At 62.6% G+C, this 14,827-nt stretch carries 13 protein-coding genes; 6 read left to right on the top strand and 7 right to left on the bottom strand.

Translation table 11 applies throughout. From position 1 onward, the window contains the following. Window positions 1-13: 13 nt before the first annotated feature. The 5 genes from mmsB to AB7828_RS03655 form a co-directional block, all read right to left on the bottom strand. Window positions 14-901: a 3-hydroxyisobutyrate dehydrogenase gene (gene mmsB / locus AB7828_RS03675; RefSeq protein WP_441229431.1), complete on the bottom strand. Its 888-nt coding sequence runs from the start codon at window positions 899-901 to the stop codon at window positions 14-16. A gap of 82 nt (window positions 902-983) precedes the next feature. Further along, window positions 984-2,054 carry an enoyl-CoA hydratase/isomerase family protein gene (locus AB7828_RS03670; RefSeq protein WP_441229430.1) on the bottom strand — a complete coding sequence of 357 codons (1,071 nt, stop codon included), beginning with the start codon at window positions 2,052-2,054 and terminating at the stop codon, window positions 984-986. Continuing rightward, window positions 2,051-3,196 carry an isobutyryl-CoA dehydrogenase gene (locus AB7828_RS03665; protein ID WP_175366055.1) on the bottom strand — a complete coding sequence of 382 codons (1,146 nt, stop codon included), beginning with the start codon at window positions 3,194-3,196 and terminating at the stop codon, window positions 2,051-2,053. The genes AB7828_RS03670 and AB7828_RS03665 overlap by 4 nt, the downstream gene beginning before the upstream one ends. 88 nt (window positions 3,197-3,284) lie before the next feature. Next, window positions 3,285-4,781, bottom strand: a complete 1,497-nt coding sequence (locus tag AB7828_RS03660; RefSeq protein WP_120290210.1) for a CoA-acylating methylmalonate-semialdehyde dehydrogenase — start codon at window positions 4,779-4,781, stop codon at window positions 3,285-3,287. A 163-nt stretch (window positions 4,782-4,944) separates the two neighbouring features. Beyond that, window positions 4,945-5,640, bottom strand: a complete 696-nt coding sequence (locus AB7828_RS03655; RefSeq protein ID WP_441229429.1) for a TetR/AcrR family transcriptional regulator — start codon at window positions 5,638-5,640, stop codon at window positions 4,945-4,947. Between the two features lie 176 nt (window positions 5,641-5,816). On the opposite strand from AB7828_RS03655, the gene AB7828_RS03650 reads away from it, so the two are divergent. The 4 genes from AB7828_RS03650 to fabF all read left to right on the top strand — a co-directional run bounded on the left by AB7828_RS03650 (window position 5,817) and on the right by fabF (window position 10,564). Beyond that, on the top strand, window positions 5,817-6,587 hold the full coding sequence (locus tag AB7828_RS03650) for an enoyl-CoA hydratase (RefSeq protein WP_441229428.1): 771 nt from the start codon (window positions 5,817-5,819) through the stop codon (window positions 6,585-6,587). 109 nt (window positions 6,588-6,696) lie between these two features. Continuing rightward, complete coding sequence (locus AB7828_RS03645) at window positions 6,697-7,893, top strand: acetyl-CoA C-acyltransferase (RefSeq protein ID WP_441229427.1); 1,197 nt, start codon at window positions 6,697-6,699, stop codon at window positions 7,891-7,893. A gap of 74 nt (window positions 7,894-7,967) precedes the next feature. After that, window positions 7,968-9,251, top strand: coding sequence for an MFS transporter (locus AB7828_RS03640; protein WP_441229426.1), 1,284 nt, complete (start codon window positions 7,968-7,970; stop codon window positions 9,249-9,251). Between the two features lie 50 nt (window positions 9,252-9,301). Then, the gene (gene fabF / locus AB7828_RS03635) at window positions 9,302-10,564 is read left to right on the top strand and encodes a beta-ketoacyl-ACP synthase II (protein WP_441229425.1); all 1,263 of its coding nucleotides are present in this window, start codon (window positions 9,302-9,304) and stop codon (window positions 10,562-10,564) included. 1 nt (window position 10,565) lies between these two features. On the opposite strand, the gene AB7828_RS03630 is transcribed toward fabF, so the two are convergent. Both AB7828_RS03630 and AB7828_RS03625 read right to left on the bottom strand, forming a co-directional pair. Beyond that, window positions 10,566-12,122: an acyl-CoA carboxylase subunit beta gene (locus tag AB7828_RS03630; protein ID WP_184516056.1), complete on the bottom strand. Its 1,557-nt coding sequence runs from the start codon at window positions 12,120-12,122 to the stop codon at window positions 10,566-10,568. Then, window positions 12,052-13,020, bottom strand: a complete 969-nt coding sequence (locus tag AB7828_RS03625; RefSeq protein ID WP_441229424.1) for an IclR family transcriptional regulator — start codon at window positions 13,018-13,020, stop codon at window positions 12,052-12,054. Before AB7828_RS03625 ends, AB7828_RS03630 begins: the two co-directional genes overlap by 71 nt. 238 nt (window positions 13,021-13,258) lie before the next feature. Between AB7828_RS03625 and AB7828_RS03620 the strand changes: the two genes are divergently transcribed. After that, window positions 13,259-13,480 (top strand): acetyl-CoA carboxylase biotin carboxyl carrier protein subunit, encoded by a 222-nt coding sequence (locus AB7828_RS03620; RefSeq protein WP_068730696.1) that lies wholly within the window; start codon window positions 13,259-13,261, stop codon window positions 13,478-13,480. A 179-nt stretch (window positions 13,481-13,659) separates the two neighbouring features. Next, on the top strand, window positions 13,660-14,811 hold the full coding sequence (locus tag AB7828_RS03615; RefSeq protein ID WP_441229423.1) for a TAXI family TRAP transporter solute-binding subunit: 1,152 nt from the start codon (window positions 13,660-13,662) through the stop codon (window positions 14,809-14,811). The last annotated feature ends 16 nt before the right edge of the window (window positions 14,812-14,827 follow it).

The raw sequence follows: 14,827 nt of genomic DNA, 5'->3' as shown, positions 1-14,827 counted from the left end.
GCCGACGCTCCCGCTATTTCGGCATCAGATGCCGCAGATGATGAATGATCCCGGAAAAGTCATCGCCGCCGTGACCTTCCTTCTCATAGGTCTCATAGATGCTCTCGGCATGGGCGCCGAGCGGCGTCCTGGCGCCGGCGGCCTTGGCGGCTTCCTGCGACAGCCTGAGATCCTTGAGCATCAGCGCCGCGGCAAAGCCGGGCTTGTATTCGTTATTGGCCGGCGATGTCGGCACCGGTCCCGGCACCGGGCAATAGGTGGTCAGCGACCAGCACTGGCCTGACGAGGTCGACGCCACATCGAACAGCGCCTGATGCGACAGACCTAGCTTCTCGGCGAGCACAAAGGCCTCGCTGACGCCGATCATCGAAATGCCGAGGATCATGTTGTTGCAGATCTTGGCCGCCTGCCCCGCGCCGGCATCGCCGCAATGGACGATCTTCTTGCCCATGGCTTCGAGGACCGGCTTGGCTGACGCGAACGCCTTGGCATCGCCGCCAGCCATGAAGGTCAGTGTCGCGCCCTTGGCGCCGCCAGTGCCGCCCGAGACCGGCGCATCGACCGACGGCAGCTTCTGCGCAGCCGCCAGTTCATGCGCCTTGCGTGCGCTTTCCACGTCGATGGTCGAGCAATCGATCATCAATGCACCCTTGGCGACCACGGGAATGACCTCGCTCCACACCGACACCACGTGTTTGCCGGCCGGCAGCATGGTAATGATGACCTCGGCGCCCTTCACGGCATCGACCGCCTTGCCAGCAATGGTCACGCCATCCGCCCTCGCCTGCGCGCGGGACGCCTCGACGAGATCGAAGCCCGTCACCTTGTGGCCCGCCTTGACCAGGTTGGCGGCCATCGGGCCACCCATATTGCCGAGACCGATGAATGCAATGCTGGTCATGTCCTGCCCTCGTGATCGTTTGTTTGTTTTTAAAGCCCGATGAAAACGGCGAAATCCAACTTTCGTTCAGAACGCTCGACCTTCAGAAGGTCAGCTCAACATCGCGTTTGGCCAGATAGCGCGCGACAATCTCCGGTGTCACGCCCTCGAGATTCGGTGGCTGCCATTTCGGATTGCGATCCTTGTCGATGATGGCCGCACGCACGCCCTCGACGAAATCGGCGCTATCAAACACCTCCAGCGCCGCGAGATATTCGCGCGACAGACATTCCTCGAGCGACTTCGACGCGCGCGCGAGCCGCAGCAGCTTCAGGGTAACCTTGAGCCCCCGCGGTGATTTGTCGGACATGGCCTTGAGCGTCGCCAGCGCAAACTCCGAACCGTCCTGCTCAAGCGCAGCCACGATCTCCTCGACGCTGTCATGGGCGAAAGCGCGATCGATCAGCGCACGCTGCGCCGTGACTGGACCGGTTTGTTCCGGAGCTCCGAACTTCTTGAGTGTCGTCATCACCGACGCGGCATCGGCGCCCGCCGACAGCTGTGTCAGCGCCTCGCGCAATGCCGGCCATTTGACGGTGTCGATCAGGACGTCCGCCATATGTGCAGCAAGCGCATCGGCACCATTTGCCGTCAGTCCGGTCAGACCGAAATACGTCCCGAGTTCGCCCGGCGCGCGCGACAACAGCCATGTGCCGCCGACATCCGGAAAGAAGCCAAGGCCCACTTCCGGCATCGCCATCCTGGTCTTCTCCGTAACGATGCGGTGGCTGGCATGGCCGGCCAGACCGACGCCGCCACCCATCACGAAGCCATCCATATAGGCCACATAGGGCTTCGGAAATTTTGCGATCCGCGCGTTGACGATATATTCCTCGCGCCAGAAGATCTTGCCGAGATCGCCTTTGACCTTGGCACTCTCATAAAGACCGCGGATATCGCCGCCGGCGCACAATCCGCGTTCACCCGCACCTTCGAGGATAATCAGCGCGACTTGCGGATCTTTCTCGAACACGTCGAGCGCCGTCGCGATCTCGCGGGTCATCTCCAGCGTCAGGGCATTCAGCGCCTTCGGCCGGTTCAGGCGGATCACACCGGCCGCGCCTTCCCGCGCGACGATGAGGTCGCCAGTCTCCGTTGCGACGTCTGAACTCATCGCGCGCCCTCGATCAATTTGCGCGACACGATCAGCCGCATGATTTCATTGGTGCCTTCGAGGATCTGGTGCACCCGCAAATCGCGCACGATCTTCTCGATGCCGTATTCGGCGAGATAGCCATAGCCGCCATGCAGCTGCAGCGCCTCGTTGGCGACCTCGAAACCGATATCGGTGCCGAAGCGCTTGGCCATCGCGCAGAGCATGCCGGCATCGGAATCCTTGCGGTCCAGCGCCGCGGCCGCCCGCCACAGGAAGGTGCGTGCGGCTTCCAGTTCGGTCGCCATATCGGCGACACGAAATTGCAGCGCCTGGAATTCGTCGAGCCGCTTGCCGAACGCCTTGCGCTCTTTCATGTAGCTCAGCGACTTGTCGAGCGCAGACTGCGCGCCACCGAGCGAACATGCTGCGATGTTGAGACGACCACCGTCGAGGCCGGACATGGCGATCTTGAAGCCGATGCCTTCGTCACCGAGCCGGTTCGCGATCGGCACGCGGCAATTTTCGAAGATCACGGCGCGTGTCGATTGCGCGTTCCAGCCCATCTTGCGTTCGTTATTGCCGAACGACAGACCGGGCGTGCCGGCCTCCACCACGATGGTCGAGACGCCGCCGGCCCCCTCGCCGCCCGTACGGACCATCACGACGTAGACGTCGGTATCGCCGGCCCCAGAGATGAATTGCTTCTGGCCGTTGAGCACATAGTGGTCGCCGTCGACGACAGCGCGGGTGCGCAGCGCTGCTGCATCCGATCCCGAGCCGGGCTCAGTCAGGCAGTAGCTCGCCAGCAGCTCCATAGTGCAAAGTCGCGGCAGCCACTTCTGGCGCTGCGCTTCGCTGCCATAGGAATCAATCATCCACGACGCCATGTTGTGGATCGAAATGAAGGCCGAGGTGGTCGGGCAGCCGGTCGCCAGCGCCTCGAAAATCAGCGCGGCGTCGAAACGCGTCAGTGCGGAGCCACCGACATCGTCACGGATATAGATGCCGCCCATACCGAGCAGCGCCGCCTCGCGCATCACCTCTTTCGGGAAATGCTTGTCCTCGTCCCATTTGAGCGCAAAGGGAGCGATCTTTTCCGCAGCGAATTCGCGCGCCATATCGCGAACGGCGGTCTGTTCCTCATCGAGAGCGAATTGCATCACGCCCTTCTTGTTGATTGTTGATCAGCCGGGAAAATGAAACGGCCCGGTGCACCACCTTTGGGAGCGCCGGGCCGCTTGCGTGTTCTTACTTCATCAACGGGATCGAGAACTCGGCGCCTTCCTTGACACCCGATGGCCAGCGCGCGGTGACCGTCTTGGTCTTGGTGTAGAAGCGGATCGAATCCGGACCATGCTGGTTGAGATCGCCGAAGCCGGACTTCTTCCAGCCACCGAAGGTATAATAGGCGATCGGCACCGGGATCGGCACGTTGATGCCAACCATGCCGACATTGACCTTGGCGGCGAAGTCGCGCGCAGCATCACCGTCACGGGTGAAGATCGCAACGCCGTTGCCGTAGTCATGATCCGACGGCAGCGCGAGAGCTTCTTCGTAATCGTGGGCACGCACTACCGACAGCACGGGCCCGAAGATCTCTTCCTTGTAGATGCGCATGTCCTTGGTGACGTTGTCGAATAGACAGCCACCCATATAGAAGCCGTTCTCGTAGCCCTGCATCTTGAAGCCGCGGCCATCGACGGCCAGCGTGGCGCCTTCCTTGATGCCGATATCGACATAGTTCTTGACGCGGTCGACGGCTTCCTTGGTCACCAGCGGACCGAAGTCAGCCGACGGATCCACGGAGGTGCCGATCTTCAGGCTCTCGACGCGCGGGATGAGTTTTTCCATCAGGCGGTCGGCCGTGGTCTTGCCAACAGGTACCGCCACCGAGATCGCCATGCAGCGCTCGCCAGCCGAGCCGTAGCCGGCACCGATCAGCGCATCGACGGTCTGGTCCATATCCGCATCAGGCATGATGATGGCGTGGTTCTTGGCGCCGCCGAAGCACTGCGCGCGCTTGCCGGTCGCAGCGGCGCGCTCATAGATGTACTGGGCAATCGGCGACGAGCCGACGAAGCCGACAGCCTTGATGTCTTCGTCGTCGAGGATGGCGTCGACGGCTTCCTTGTCGCCGTTGACGACATTGAGGATGCCCGGCGGCAGACCGGCTTCGATCATCAGTGCGGCGAGCATCATCGGCACGCCCGGATCGCGCTCCGAGGGCTTCAGGATGAAGGCGTTGCCGCAGGCGATGGCCGGACCGAATTTCCACATCGGGATCATCGCCGGGAAGTTGAACGGCGTGATGCCCGCGACGACACCGAGCGACTGGCGCATCGAATAGATGTCGATGCCGGGACCTGCGCCTTCGGTGTATTCGCCCTTCATCAGATGCGGAATGCCGCAGGCGAATTCGATCACCTCCAAGCCGCGCTGGATATCGCCCTTGGCGTCCGGCACAGTCTTGCCATGCTCACGCGCCAGGCAATCAGCCAGCTTGTCGTAGTCGCGATTGGCGAGTTCGAGGAATTTCATCAGCACGCGGGCGCGGCGCTGTGGATTGGTGTTGCCCCAGGCGACCTGCGCCTCGGCGGCATTGAGCACCGCGGCGCGCATCTCGGCCTTGCTGGCCAGCGCAACCTTGGCCTGAACTTCGCCGGTCATCGGCTCGAAAACGTCGGCGAAACGCCCCGACTTGCCCTCGACCTCACGGCCGCCGATGAAATGTCCGATCGTGCGCATGCGTTTCCTCCTGGGAGCCAAATTTGGCCCGATGTTGATCAGGCTTTATGGCGTTTGGAAAGGCCCTGCACGCGCGGCGGATTTGCGAAATTGCAGGCTCACTGCAGTTTCGCCCTGTCAGAATGTCACCGCCGCGACAATGTCGCAGGCAGTGTGCCAATTATCAGTTCTTGGCTGGAGATACGGCCTTGGTTGCCGCCTTCTTTGCAGTCGGCTTTCTAGCCCCGCGCTTGGGAGCCTCAGCCTTGGACGCTGCAGGGTTGGACGCTGCAGGCCTCGGCGCTGCAGCACGGCCCAGCACGGCCTCGCGGCCAGCGCTCAAAAGCTCTTCGGACAACTCGCCATTGCCGGCGGCGCGGGCCAGCACGATGGTGCCCATCATGGTGGCAAGCGCCGCCATCGCCTGTTTGCGCGCCGATTTGCTCGGTCCGCCATGAAACTGCTCGGACATCATTTCGATCATCTGATCGAGCTTGGCGGCAAACACCTTGCGCGTCTTGGGGCTCTCGCGCGCGATCTCCGCGCCCAGCGCCGGGACGGCACAGCCATGACCTGGGTTGTCGCGGTGCTGCGGCGACAGGTAGGAGTCCACGATCGTCGCCAGACGCTGATCCGGCGCCGCCTGCCCGGCCAGCTGACGCCAGCGATCTGTCGATCGGTCCATTGCATAGGCAAAGGCTTCGATCACCAGTGCCTCGCGCGAATCGAAATGCGCGTAGAAGCCGCCGTGGGTGAGACCCGCGTCTTTCATGAGGTCGGCCACGCCGATGCCATGCGCGCCCTTTTCGCGTAGACGCACGGAAGCCTTCTTCACGATCCGCGCATGCGTCTCGAGCTTGTGTTCCTTCGAATAGCGCATCGGCGGTCCATTCAAGACAAATAGATGATGTCGATCATATTACTCACGCTGCTCCGCATGCGCAACGCACACCTGGCCGCAGGCCTTGACAACACCGCAGTTTGACGCGGAATTGATAGGAGCAAGACCGGCGATCCGCGCCGGCCCAAGGAAATGCCAAGGGACGAGACGATTTCATGCATATGCTCAATCCCCATTGCGGTGTCGAACGTGACCCGCGAGGTATAGTTCGGCTGACGATCTGCAACGCCGGCTCACTCAATATTCTCAATTCAGCCGCAATCAAGGGTATTCGCGAAGGCATTGAGGTATTGGCCACGGAACGCGCCATTCGCGCGCTTGTCATCGCCGGCCAGAGCGAAAAGAGCATGATTGGCGGCGCCGACATCAAGGAAATGGCGACGCTGGATCAGGCCTCCGCCGAGAAGTTCATTTCCGGCTTGCGCGATCTTTGCGAGGCTGCGCGCGCATTTCCTGCACCCGTGATTGCCCGCATCCCGGGCTGGTGCCTCGGCGGCGGCCTCGAATTCGCTGCCGCCTGCGATTTCCGGATCGCGTCGCATGATTCCAAATACGCCATGCCCGAGGTCAGGGTCGGTATCCCCTCGGTGATTCACGCTGCCCTCTTGCCGCGCCTGATCGGTTGGGGCCGTGCGCGCTGGCTGATCATGACTGCCGCCACCATCGATGCACCGACCGCGCTCAATTGGGGTCTGGTCGATGTGGTTGCGGCCGAAGGCGCACTCGATGCCGAAGTCGAAAAAACGATCGAAGCCATACTCGAGTGTGGACCCGAAGCCATGCGGTCGCAAAAAGCCCTGCTGAAACAGTGGGAAGAGCTGCCGCTGAAAGAATCCGTCGATCTCAGCGTCGGCGTGTTCGGCGAGGCCTATCTGACCGGCGAGCCGCAGCGACTGATGCAGGGTTTCATCAACCGCAAACGCTAGCAGCTCGACCTCACGAGAATTTTGCACAGGCCGGCATTGCGTATCTTGCAGCGCATCATATGATGAGTGTCATCCAAATGACCCGCGCTTGCGCGAAGGAGCCTCCATCATGTCCGCAGCTTCAGATCCGGTCGTCATCGTCTCGGCCACCCGCACCCCGCTCGGCCGCTTCCAGGGCGAACTATCGCCCTTCTCCGGCCACAAGCTCGGCAGCCACGTCATCGGTGCCGCCGTGGCACGCGCGAAACTGGCACCCGAGCGCATCGACGAAGTCTTCATGGGCTGCGTGCTTCCCGCCGGCCAGGGTCAGGCGCCCGCCCGCCAGGCCGCCCGAGGTGCCAAGCTGCCGGATGCCACCGGGGCCACGACGATCAACAAGGTCTGCGGCTCCGGCATGAAGGCGACCATGCTTGCCCACGACATCATCCATGCCGGTTCGGCCGAGATCGTCGTCTCCGGCGGCATGGAGAGCATGACCAATGCGCCCTATTTGCTGCAGAAGGCACGCGGCGGTTACCGCGTCGGCCATGATCGCATCATCGATCACATGCTGATGGATGGGCTTGAGGATGCCTATGAGGTCGGTCGCTCGATGGGTGACTTCGGCGAAGCCACCGCTGAGGCCTATCAGTTCACGCGTGGAGATCAGGACGCCTATGCAATCGAAACCCTGACCCGCGCGCGAAAGGCGGTGGAGAGCGGCGCCTTCAAGGCCGAGATCACGCCACTGACCATTGTCGAGAAGTCCGGACCGCGCGAGATCGCCAATGACGAACATCCGCTGAAGGTCGATCCCGCCAAGATCCCGAACCTCAAGCCAGCCTTCCGCAGCAACGGTACCATCACGCCCGCTGCTTCGTCCGCCAATGCCGATGGCGCTGCTGCCCTGGTGCTGGCCAAGCGTTCCCTCGTGGATCGTGAGGGCCTGCCCGCGCTGGCCGTGATCCATGGCCACGCCACGCACAGCCAGGAACCGCAATGGTTCACGACTGCGCCCATTCCGGCAATCCGCAAATTGCTCGACAAGGTCGGCTGGAGCGTCGGCGATGTCGATCTGTTCGAAATCAACGAGGCCTTTGCCGTGGTGCCGATGGCCGCGCAACGCGACCTTGGAATTCCCCGCGAAAAACTGAACGTCAACGGCGGCGCCTGCGCGCTGGGCCATCCCATCGGCGCCACCGGCGCGCGACTGATCGTGACGCTGCTGCATGCACTGGAAGCCAGAGGCCTGAAACGCGGCATCGCGGCACTGTGCATCGGCGGCGGCGAAGCCACCGCGGTTGCCATCGAACGCATCGTTCGCTGAACCACCTTTCCCAGATATAATCGTCGCGGCGATGGTCGTCGCGACGCCTACTCTCATTGATTGCAGGACTCGCAATGATTTCCGGATGGCTCTCGACTGCCCTCGCCCGCCGCAATATCCATTACGGATGGGCGATGATCGCCGTAACCTTCGTGACGGCGCTGGTCAGCGCTGCCGCGGTTGGCGCGCCCGGCGTGTTCATCGTGCCGCTGCAGAAGGAATTCGGCTGGAGCACCGCCGAGATTTCCTCCGCCATGTCGATCCGCTTCGTGTTGTTCGGCCTGATGGCGCCGTTCGCCGCGGCGCTGATGAACCGTTATGGGTTGCGCAACGTCACGCTGATTGCCCTGCTCGTCGTTGCAGCAAGCCTCATATTGTCGCTCGGGATGACGCAGGTCTGGCAGTTGATGGCGCTCTGGGGCGTCGCCGTTGGTATCGGCACCGGCATGACGGCGCTGGTGCTCGGCGCCACCGTTGCAGCGCGCTGGTTCAGCGCACGCCGTGGCCTCGTCGTGGGTATCCTCACCGCGAGCGCGGCCACCGGTCAGCTGATCTTTCTGCCGATCCTCGCCAGCATCACCGAGCACAGCAACTGGCGCTGGGCACTGGCGCTGATGTGCGTGATGCTGGCCATAGCCGCGCTCGGGGTGCTGCTGGTGATGCGGGACCGTCCCAGCGACATTGGCATTCGCCCCTATGGCGACACCAGCACCGAACCGCTGGCGGTTCCGCCACTGAACACCTCGCCGATCATGGCGGCAGCACTCGGTGCCCTGCGCGATGCTGCCCAGACCAAGGTGTTCTGGATCCTGTTCGCCACGTTCTTCATCTGCGGGGCCAGCACCAACGGACTGGTGCAGGTGCACCTGATCCCGATGTGCCTCGACTTCGGCATCCCGCAGATTCAGGCGGCCGGACTGCTTGCGGCGATGGGCGTGTTCGATTTCGTCGGCACCATCGCGTCAGGATGGCTATCCGACCGGTATGACAATCGCTATCTGCTGTTCTGGTATTATGGGTTGCGTGGCCTCTCGCTGCTGGCGTTGCCGTTCACCGACTTCTCGTTCTATGGCCTGTCGCTGTTCGCGCTGTTCTATGGCCTGGACTGGATCGCCACCGTGCCGCCGACCGTGCGCCTCACCGCGTCCAAGTTCGGTCCCGAACGCGCGGGTCTGGTGTTCGGCTGGATCTTCGCCGGCCATCAGTTAGGCGCAGCAACGGCGGCATTCGGCGCTGGCCTGTCGCGCACGGTACTGCTCAGCTATCTGCCTGCCTTTTTCGCGGCAGGTGCGCTATGTATTATTGCAGCGCTGATCGTGCTGGCGATTTCAAAAGACAAGAAGGTCGCGACCGCCTGATCCCCGCGGGATCAGGCCGCTCGCCACTCATATCAGAACGGGAATTCATCATGCGCCGCGTTGTAATTACGGGGATGGGAGCGGTATCGCCGCTTGGTTGCGGCGTCGAGATCAACTGGTCTCGGCTGCTCGCGGGCCAATCCGGCCTCCGCCTGTTGCCGGAGGCCATGACCGCTGATCTCGCCGCCAAGGTCGGCGGCCAGGTACCCGACATCGCGAACGATCCGGAAGGCGGTTTCGATCCTGACAAGGCGGCGCCGCGCAAGGATCAGAAGAAGATGGATCGCTTCATCCTGTTTGCGCTGATGGCAGCCGATGAAGCCATCACGCAGGCCGGCTGGCAGCCCAAGGATGCACGGGAACGTCAGCGCACGGCCACGATCATCGCCTCCGGTATCGGCGGCTTTCCAGCCATTGCCGACGCCGTCCGCACGACAGATACCAAGGGCATCCGCCGGCTGTCGCCATTCACTGTACCCTCGTTCCTGGTCAATCTCGCCGCCGGTCATATCTCGATCCGTTACGGCTTCGAAGGCGCACTCGGCGCACCCGTGACGGCCTGCGCCGCCGGCGTGCAGGCGATCGGCGATGCAGCGCGTCTCATTCGCTCCGGCGAAGCGGATGTCGCCATCGCCGGGGGGGCCGAGGCCTGTATCGACCGCGTCAGCCTCGGCGGCTTCGCCGCCGCTCGCGCACTCTCCACCGACTTCGTTGCCAATCCGGAGCGCGCCTCGCGTCCGTTCGATCGCGACCGCGACGGCTTTGTCATGGGCGAAGGCGCCGGCATCGTGGTGCTTGAGGAACTGGATCATGCCTTGGCGCGTGGCGCGAAGCCGATCGCCGAACTGATCGGCTACGGCACGACGTCCGATGCGTTCCACATGACAGCCGGTCGCGAGGACGGCGACGGCGCCAGGCGTGCGATGGATATCGCTCTGGCACAGGCCAACATCACGCCTGCCGATGTCCAGCATCTGAACGCCCATGCCACATCGACGCCGGTCGGCGATCACGGCGAGCTCGAAGCGATCAAGTCGATCTTCGGAACGAACGGCGGAGTCGCTGTAAGCTCGACCAAATCCGCCACGGGCCACCTGCTCGGTGCAGCCGGAGGGCTTGAGGCGGTCTACGCAATCCTCGCGCTGCGTGACCAGATCGCTCCGGCCACGCTCAATCTCGAAAATCCCGATCCGTCTGCCGATGGCATCGATCTGATCCGTGGCAAGGCGCGGCCGATGGCCATGGAGCACGTGCTCTCGAATGGCTTCGGCTTCGGCGGCGTCAACGCCAGCGTGCTACTGCGGCGAATATAGCTTACGGCCGCATCGCGAGCCGTGACGGACCTGCCGTGCGGAGCGGTTCGGCAAGACGTGCAAACTCACACAGCAGCGAGCGCGTCTTCGTGGGGTTGATGACTTCCTCGACCCAGAACTTCTCGGCCGAACGGAATGGCGAGCGCAGCTTGTTGAGGCGCTCCTCGATTTCCTGCTGCTTGAGCTTTGGATCGTCCGCCGCGTCGATCTCGGCGCGATAGGCCGCCTCGATGCCACCTTCCAGCGGCAGCGAGCCCCAATAGGCCGAAGGCCATGCGTAACGCATCGAGAACCGGTTGGCCGGCTGATGCACCACGCCAGCGACGCCGAACGCATTGCGGATGATGATCGTGCACCACGGCACCGTGGTCTGATTGACCGCGGCCATGGCGCGCACGCCGTGACGGATGGTCGCTGCCTTCTCCGCATCGAGCCCGATCATGAAACCCGGGCAATCCATGAGATAGACGACAGGCAGATGGAACGTCTCAGCGAGGTCGACGAAGCGCACGACCTTCTGGCAGGCTTCCGCGGTCCACGAGCCGCCATAGTGGAACGGATCGCTGGCAAGCAGCAGTACCGCACGGCCTTCGAGACGCGCAAAACCGGTGATGATCGGCCGGCCGAAATTCGCCGCCATCTCGAAAAACGAGCCTTTGTCGACGACGGCGTCGATGATCGGGCGCATCTTGTAGACCTGCCGACGATTGCGCGGCACGGCCTTCAGCAGAGATTCTTCCGCACGTTCGGGATCGTCATTGCAGGCGATCGTGGGCGGCAAGTCATAGACGGACGATGGCAGATAGGACAGGAAGCGCCGCGCGCAGGCGAAGGCCTCCTCTTCTGTTTCCACGGCATGATCGACGCCGCCAGCGCGCGTCTGGATATCGGCGCCGCCGAGCTCCTTCTTCTCAAGCGACTGGCCGAGGCGCGCGACCACGGGAGGCCCGGCGACGAACATCGCCGAATTCTTCGTCATCACCGAATAATGGCTGGCTGCGAGTCGCGCAGCGCCGAGGCCGGCGACTGAACCAAGGCCGAGGCCGACGACCGGCACCTGCGCCAGATTGGACGTCGTGTACCAGTACCAGCGCGTGCCGCCGACGCCGCCCGGCAGATTGGCTGCGCCCCTGGTCTCGATGGTCTTGACCGAACCGCCGCCACCGGAGCCTTCGATCACGCGAATGATCGGCAGCCGGAAGTCATGCGCCATTTCCTCAGCCATCAGCGGCTTGGCCGAAATCGAGGCGTCTGCCGAACCGCCGCGCACGGTGAAGTCGTCGCCAACAACGACGACGGGACGGCCGTCGATCTTGCCGCGACCGAACACGCAATTCGCCGGCGTCAGATGCTTCAGCTCGCCAGACGCATCGTATTCACCGATGCCGGAGACTGCCCCGACTTCGTGAAAGCTTTTTGCATCTATCAGTCTGTCGATACGTTCACGAACTGTGAGCCGGCCTTGGTCATGCTGCCGCTTGACCTTGTCAGCGCCCCCCATCTCCCGCGCGAAGGCTTCGCGCCGGGCGAGGTCGTCGAGTTCCGGCTTCCAGTTCATTCATTCCCTCCGGGAGCATTTTTTTCTGAGCTGTTGGCGCGGGAGGCGCATCTGGAACGGGCGCACTGGTCAGGCCGCTATCTGCATTCTGAACCATCATGCTGATCGTGCTGCTGAGCTGGCGCAGGATCGGAGCGATCTCGTCCTGCAGGCGCTGCTCGTCATACATGGCGGCAAGCAGACCGATGGTGACGACCACATAGGTTTGATACTGCGGCGACCAGATCGGCGTCGCAATGCCGGTGATATGCGGTGACCAAAGGCCACCTGCGAGAACGTAGCCGTTGTCACGCAGACATTCGCGGTTCCCAGCGATCTTGCCGCGCAGGATCTTGGCGTCCTCGGGCATTTCGCGCGCGATATCGTTGATCAGGGCATTGCCGACGTCTTCGTCGAGCGCTGCGGCGTAGGCGTGGCCGGCTGCAGTCCGGCCCATGGCAATGCGGCTGCCGGTGGTCGAATGCAATCCGAGCGCGTGATCGGCGCGAGCATATTCGAGATAGACCATGTGGAAACGATCGGGGATCGTGAAGCCGATCGTGCCAGGTACCTGCTCCGCCACTTCTTGCAAACGCAGGCGGATCAGGTTGCGCACCTGAAGTCCCCGCATCATCGAAGCACTCATCGCGACCGCACTCGATCCGATGCGGTACTTCTGATCTGCCGGCAGATAGGCGAGCTGGCCCATGCGCGTCAGCGTATGCGTCAGGCGCGATACGGTGGAGCGCGGCAGGCCGCAACGATTGGAGATTTCGAGATTACCAAGCCGGGCATCATGGCCCTCGAAGCAGCGAAGAATATCAAAGGCGCGCGAGACCACCTGGATCACATCGCCGTCGCCTGCCAAGTCGCTGGCGAGCATGCCTTGTTTGCTGAGCCGTTCCGAACGTCGTCCCATGATGCGTTTCCCTTAAAACGACGCATCTCGCGGGGAGCCAATCCGTTGGATTGCCCCGATGTGCGCCGCCGTCCCGTTCCACTGTGCGGAATTATATTCCACTTGCGGGCTACGCTACCTCAGGCAATCTGCGGCGACAACACCAAGCTGCTCGTTTCTTCTCATTCTTAGGAATTGTCCGGTCGCGTCGGCGCTACACCTATAGCGAGCAGCCGCCCGCGTGATCGCGGAGAACACCATGCCCGAGATCAAGATCCTCAGCGAAGTCGCCGGCCGCATCTGCTCACTGCCGCTCGCAACCGGCGATTCCGTGAACGAAGGCGACGAAGTGGCATTTGTCGAAGCCATGAAGATGGAAATTCCGGTCGCCTCTCCTGCCGCAGGTAAAATCAAATCGATGATTGTCGCGGTCGACGACGTGGTCGCGGAAGGACAGTTGCTCGGCACAGTCGAGACGTGAGCAGACATGCAGTGGCGGCCTCGACTGCCGTACCAATGTGCTGCGGCATTCTGTCTGAGATGGTGACCGCTCCCATCATGCAGCGAACGGCCTCAGGACATTGCCAGCGCCTGACGGCGATGACATGATCGCCGAACAATAAAAAACAATTCGCAAAGCGAATGCATCTGGAGGGGAAAATGCTTCACCGGCTCATCGCGCTGGCGTCCGTTGGCGTGCTCAGTTCGACCGGCGCTGTATGTGCGCAGGATATCAAGCTTCCACCGACCATGGCGGTCACCGCCTATGACACCGGCACTGCCGGCTTCAACATCGCCGTCGCCGTCGGCAAGATGATGAAGGACAAATATTCCACCGACGTGCGTGTGCTGCCTGCCGGCAATGATGTCGCGCGGCTGGCGCCATTGCGCGCCGGTCGCGCAACGATCGCCTGGATGGGCTCGGGCATCTACTTCGCACAGGAAGGCGTGTTCGAATTCGGCGTCAAGGAATGGGGTCCACAGCCAGCGCAGGTCACGCTGTCGACCATCGACTGTAATGGCGCCTCGCTCGGCGTCGCTCGTGATATCGGCGTGAAGGAGATCAAGGATCTACGCGGCAAACGCGTCGGCTTCGTCGTCGGCTCACCTGCCCTGAACCAAAACTCGCTTGCGATCATGGCGTTCGGCGGTCTCACCAAGGCAGACATCAAGCCGATCGAGTTCGCAAGCTACGGTGCAATGTGGAAAGGCATGGTGAACAACGACGTCGATGCAGCCTTTGCTACCACCATCACTGGCCCGGCCAAGGAAGTCGAGACATCGCCGCGCGGCATCATCTGGCCGCCCCTCCCCGCGGAAGACAAAGCCGGCTGGGAGCGCGTCAAGCGTGTGGCACCGTTTTTCAATCCACATGTCGCGACCTGCGGCGCCGGCATCACGGCATCAGCGCCGGTCAACATGAGCACCTACCCCTACCCCGTCGCGACCGTCTACGGCTCGCAGGCGGAAGATCAGATCTACGCGATCACCAAGGCGATGATCGTCAACTTCGACGCCTACAAGGACAACGCACCAGGCGCTTTGGGCCTCGCCGTAAAAGCGCAGTCCATGAAATGGGTCGTTCCGTTTCATCCCGGCGCCGTGAAAGCGCTCAAGGAAGCCGGCAACTGGACGCCAGAAGACCAGACACACAATGACGGACTGCTGAAGCGGCAGGACGTCTTGAAGGCGGCATGGAGCGAATACGCCAAGGCCAGTGCATCAGCCGGTGAAAAGGAGTTTCTCGACGGCTGGATGACGGCCCGCGCGGCGGCGCTGAAGAAGGCCGGCATGCCGAACGGCTTCGAATAACGTCGTTATTTTTAGC

Source organism: Tardiphaga sp. 215_C5_N2_1 (genome assembly GCF_052076055.1).
Classification (GTDB): Bacteria; Pseudomonadota; Alphaproteobacteria; order Rhizobiales; family Xanthobacteraceae; genus Tardiphaga; species Tardiphaga robiniae.
The sequence above is the reverse complement of the archived record's forward strand: the minus strand, read 5'-3'. Positions and strand labels throughout refer to the sequence as shown.

Coding starts and splice junctions, on each gene's coding strand:
- mmsB (WP_441229431.1), bottom strand. CDS start 901: ATGACCAGCATTGCATTCATCGGTCTCGGCAATATGGGTGGCCCGATG.
- AB7828_RS03670 (WP_441229430.1), bottom strand. CDS start 2,054: ATGAGTTCAGACGTCGCAACGGAGACTGGCGACCTCATCGTCGCGCGG.
- AB7828_RS03665 (WP_175366055.1), bottom strand. CDS start 3,196: ATGCAATTCGCTCTCGATGAGGAACAGACCGCCGTTCGCGATATGGCG.
- AB7828_RS03660 (WP_120290210.1), bottom strand. CDS start 4,781: ATGCGCACGATCGGACATTTCATCGGCGGCCGTGAGGTCGAGGGCAAG.
- AB7828_RS03655 (WP_441229429.1), bottom strand. CDS start 5,640: ATGCGCTATTCGAAGGAACACAAGCTCGAGACGCATGCGCGGATCGTG.
- AB7828_RS03650 (WP_441229428.1), top strand. CDS start 5,817: ATGCATATGCTCAATCCCCATTGCGGTGTCGAACGTGACCCGCGAGGT.
- AB7828_RS03645 (WP_441229427.1), top strand. CDS start 6,697: ATGTCCGCAGCTTCAGATCCGGTCGTCATCGTCTCGGCCACCCGCACC.
- AB7828_RS03640 (WP_441229426.1), top strand. CDS start 7,968: ATGATTTCCGGATGGCTCTCGACTGCCCTCGCCCGCCGCAATATCCAT.
- fabF (WP_441229425.1), top strand. CDS start 9,302: ATGCGCCGCGTTGTAATTACGGGGATGGGAGCGGTATCGCCGCTTGGT.
- AB7828_RS03630 (WP_184516056.1), bottom strand. CDS start 12,122: ATGAACTGGAAGCCGGAACTCGACGACCTCGCCCGGCGCGAAGCCTTC.
- AB7828_RS03625 (WP_441229424.1), bottom strand. CDS start 13,020: ATGGGACGACGTTCGGAACGGCTCAGCAAACAAGGCATGCTCGCCAGC.
- AB7828_RS03620 (WP_068730696.1), top strand. CDS start 13,259: ATGCCCGAGATCAAGATCCTCAGCGAAGTCGCCGGCCGCATCTGCTCA.
- AB7828_RS03615 (WP_441229423.1), top strand. CDS start 13,660: ATGCTTCACCGGCTCATCGCGCTGGCGTCCGTTGGCGTGCTCAGTTCG.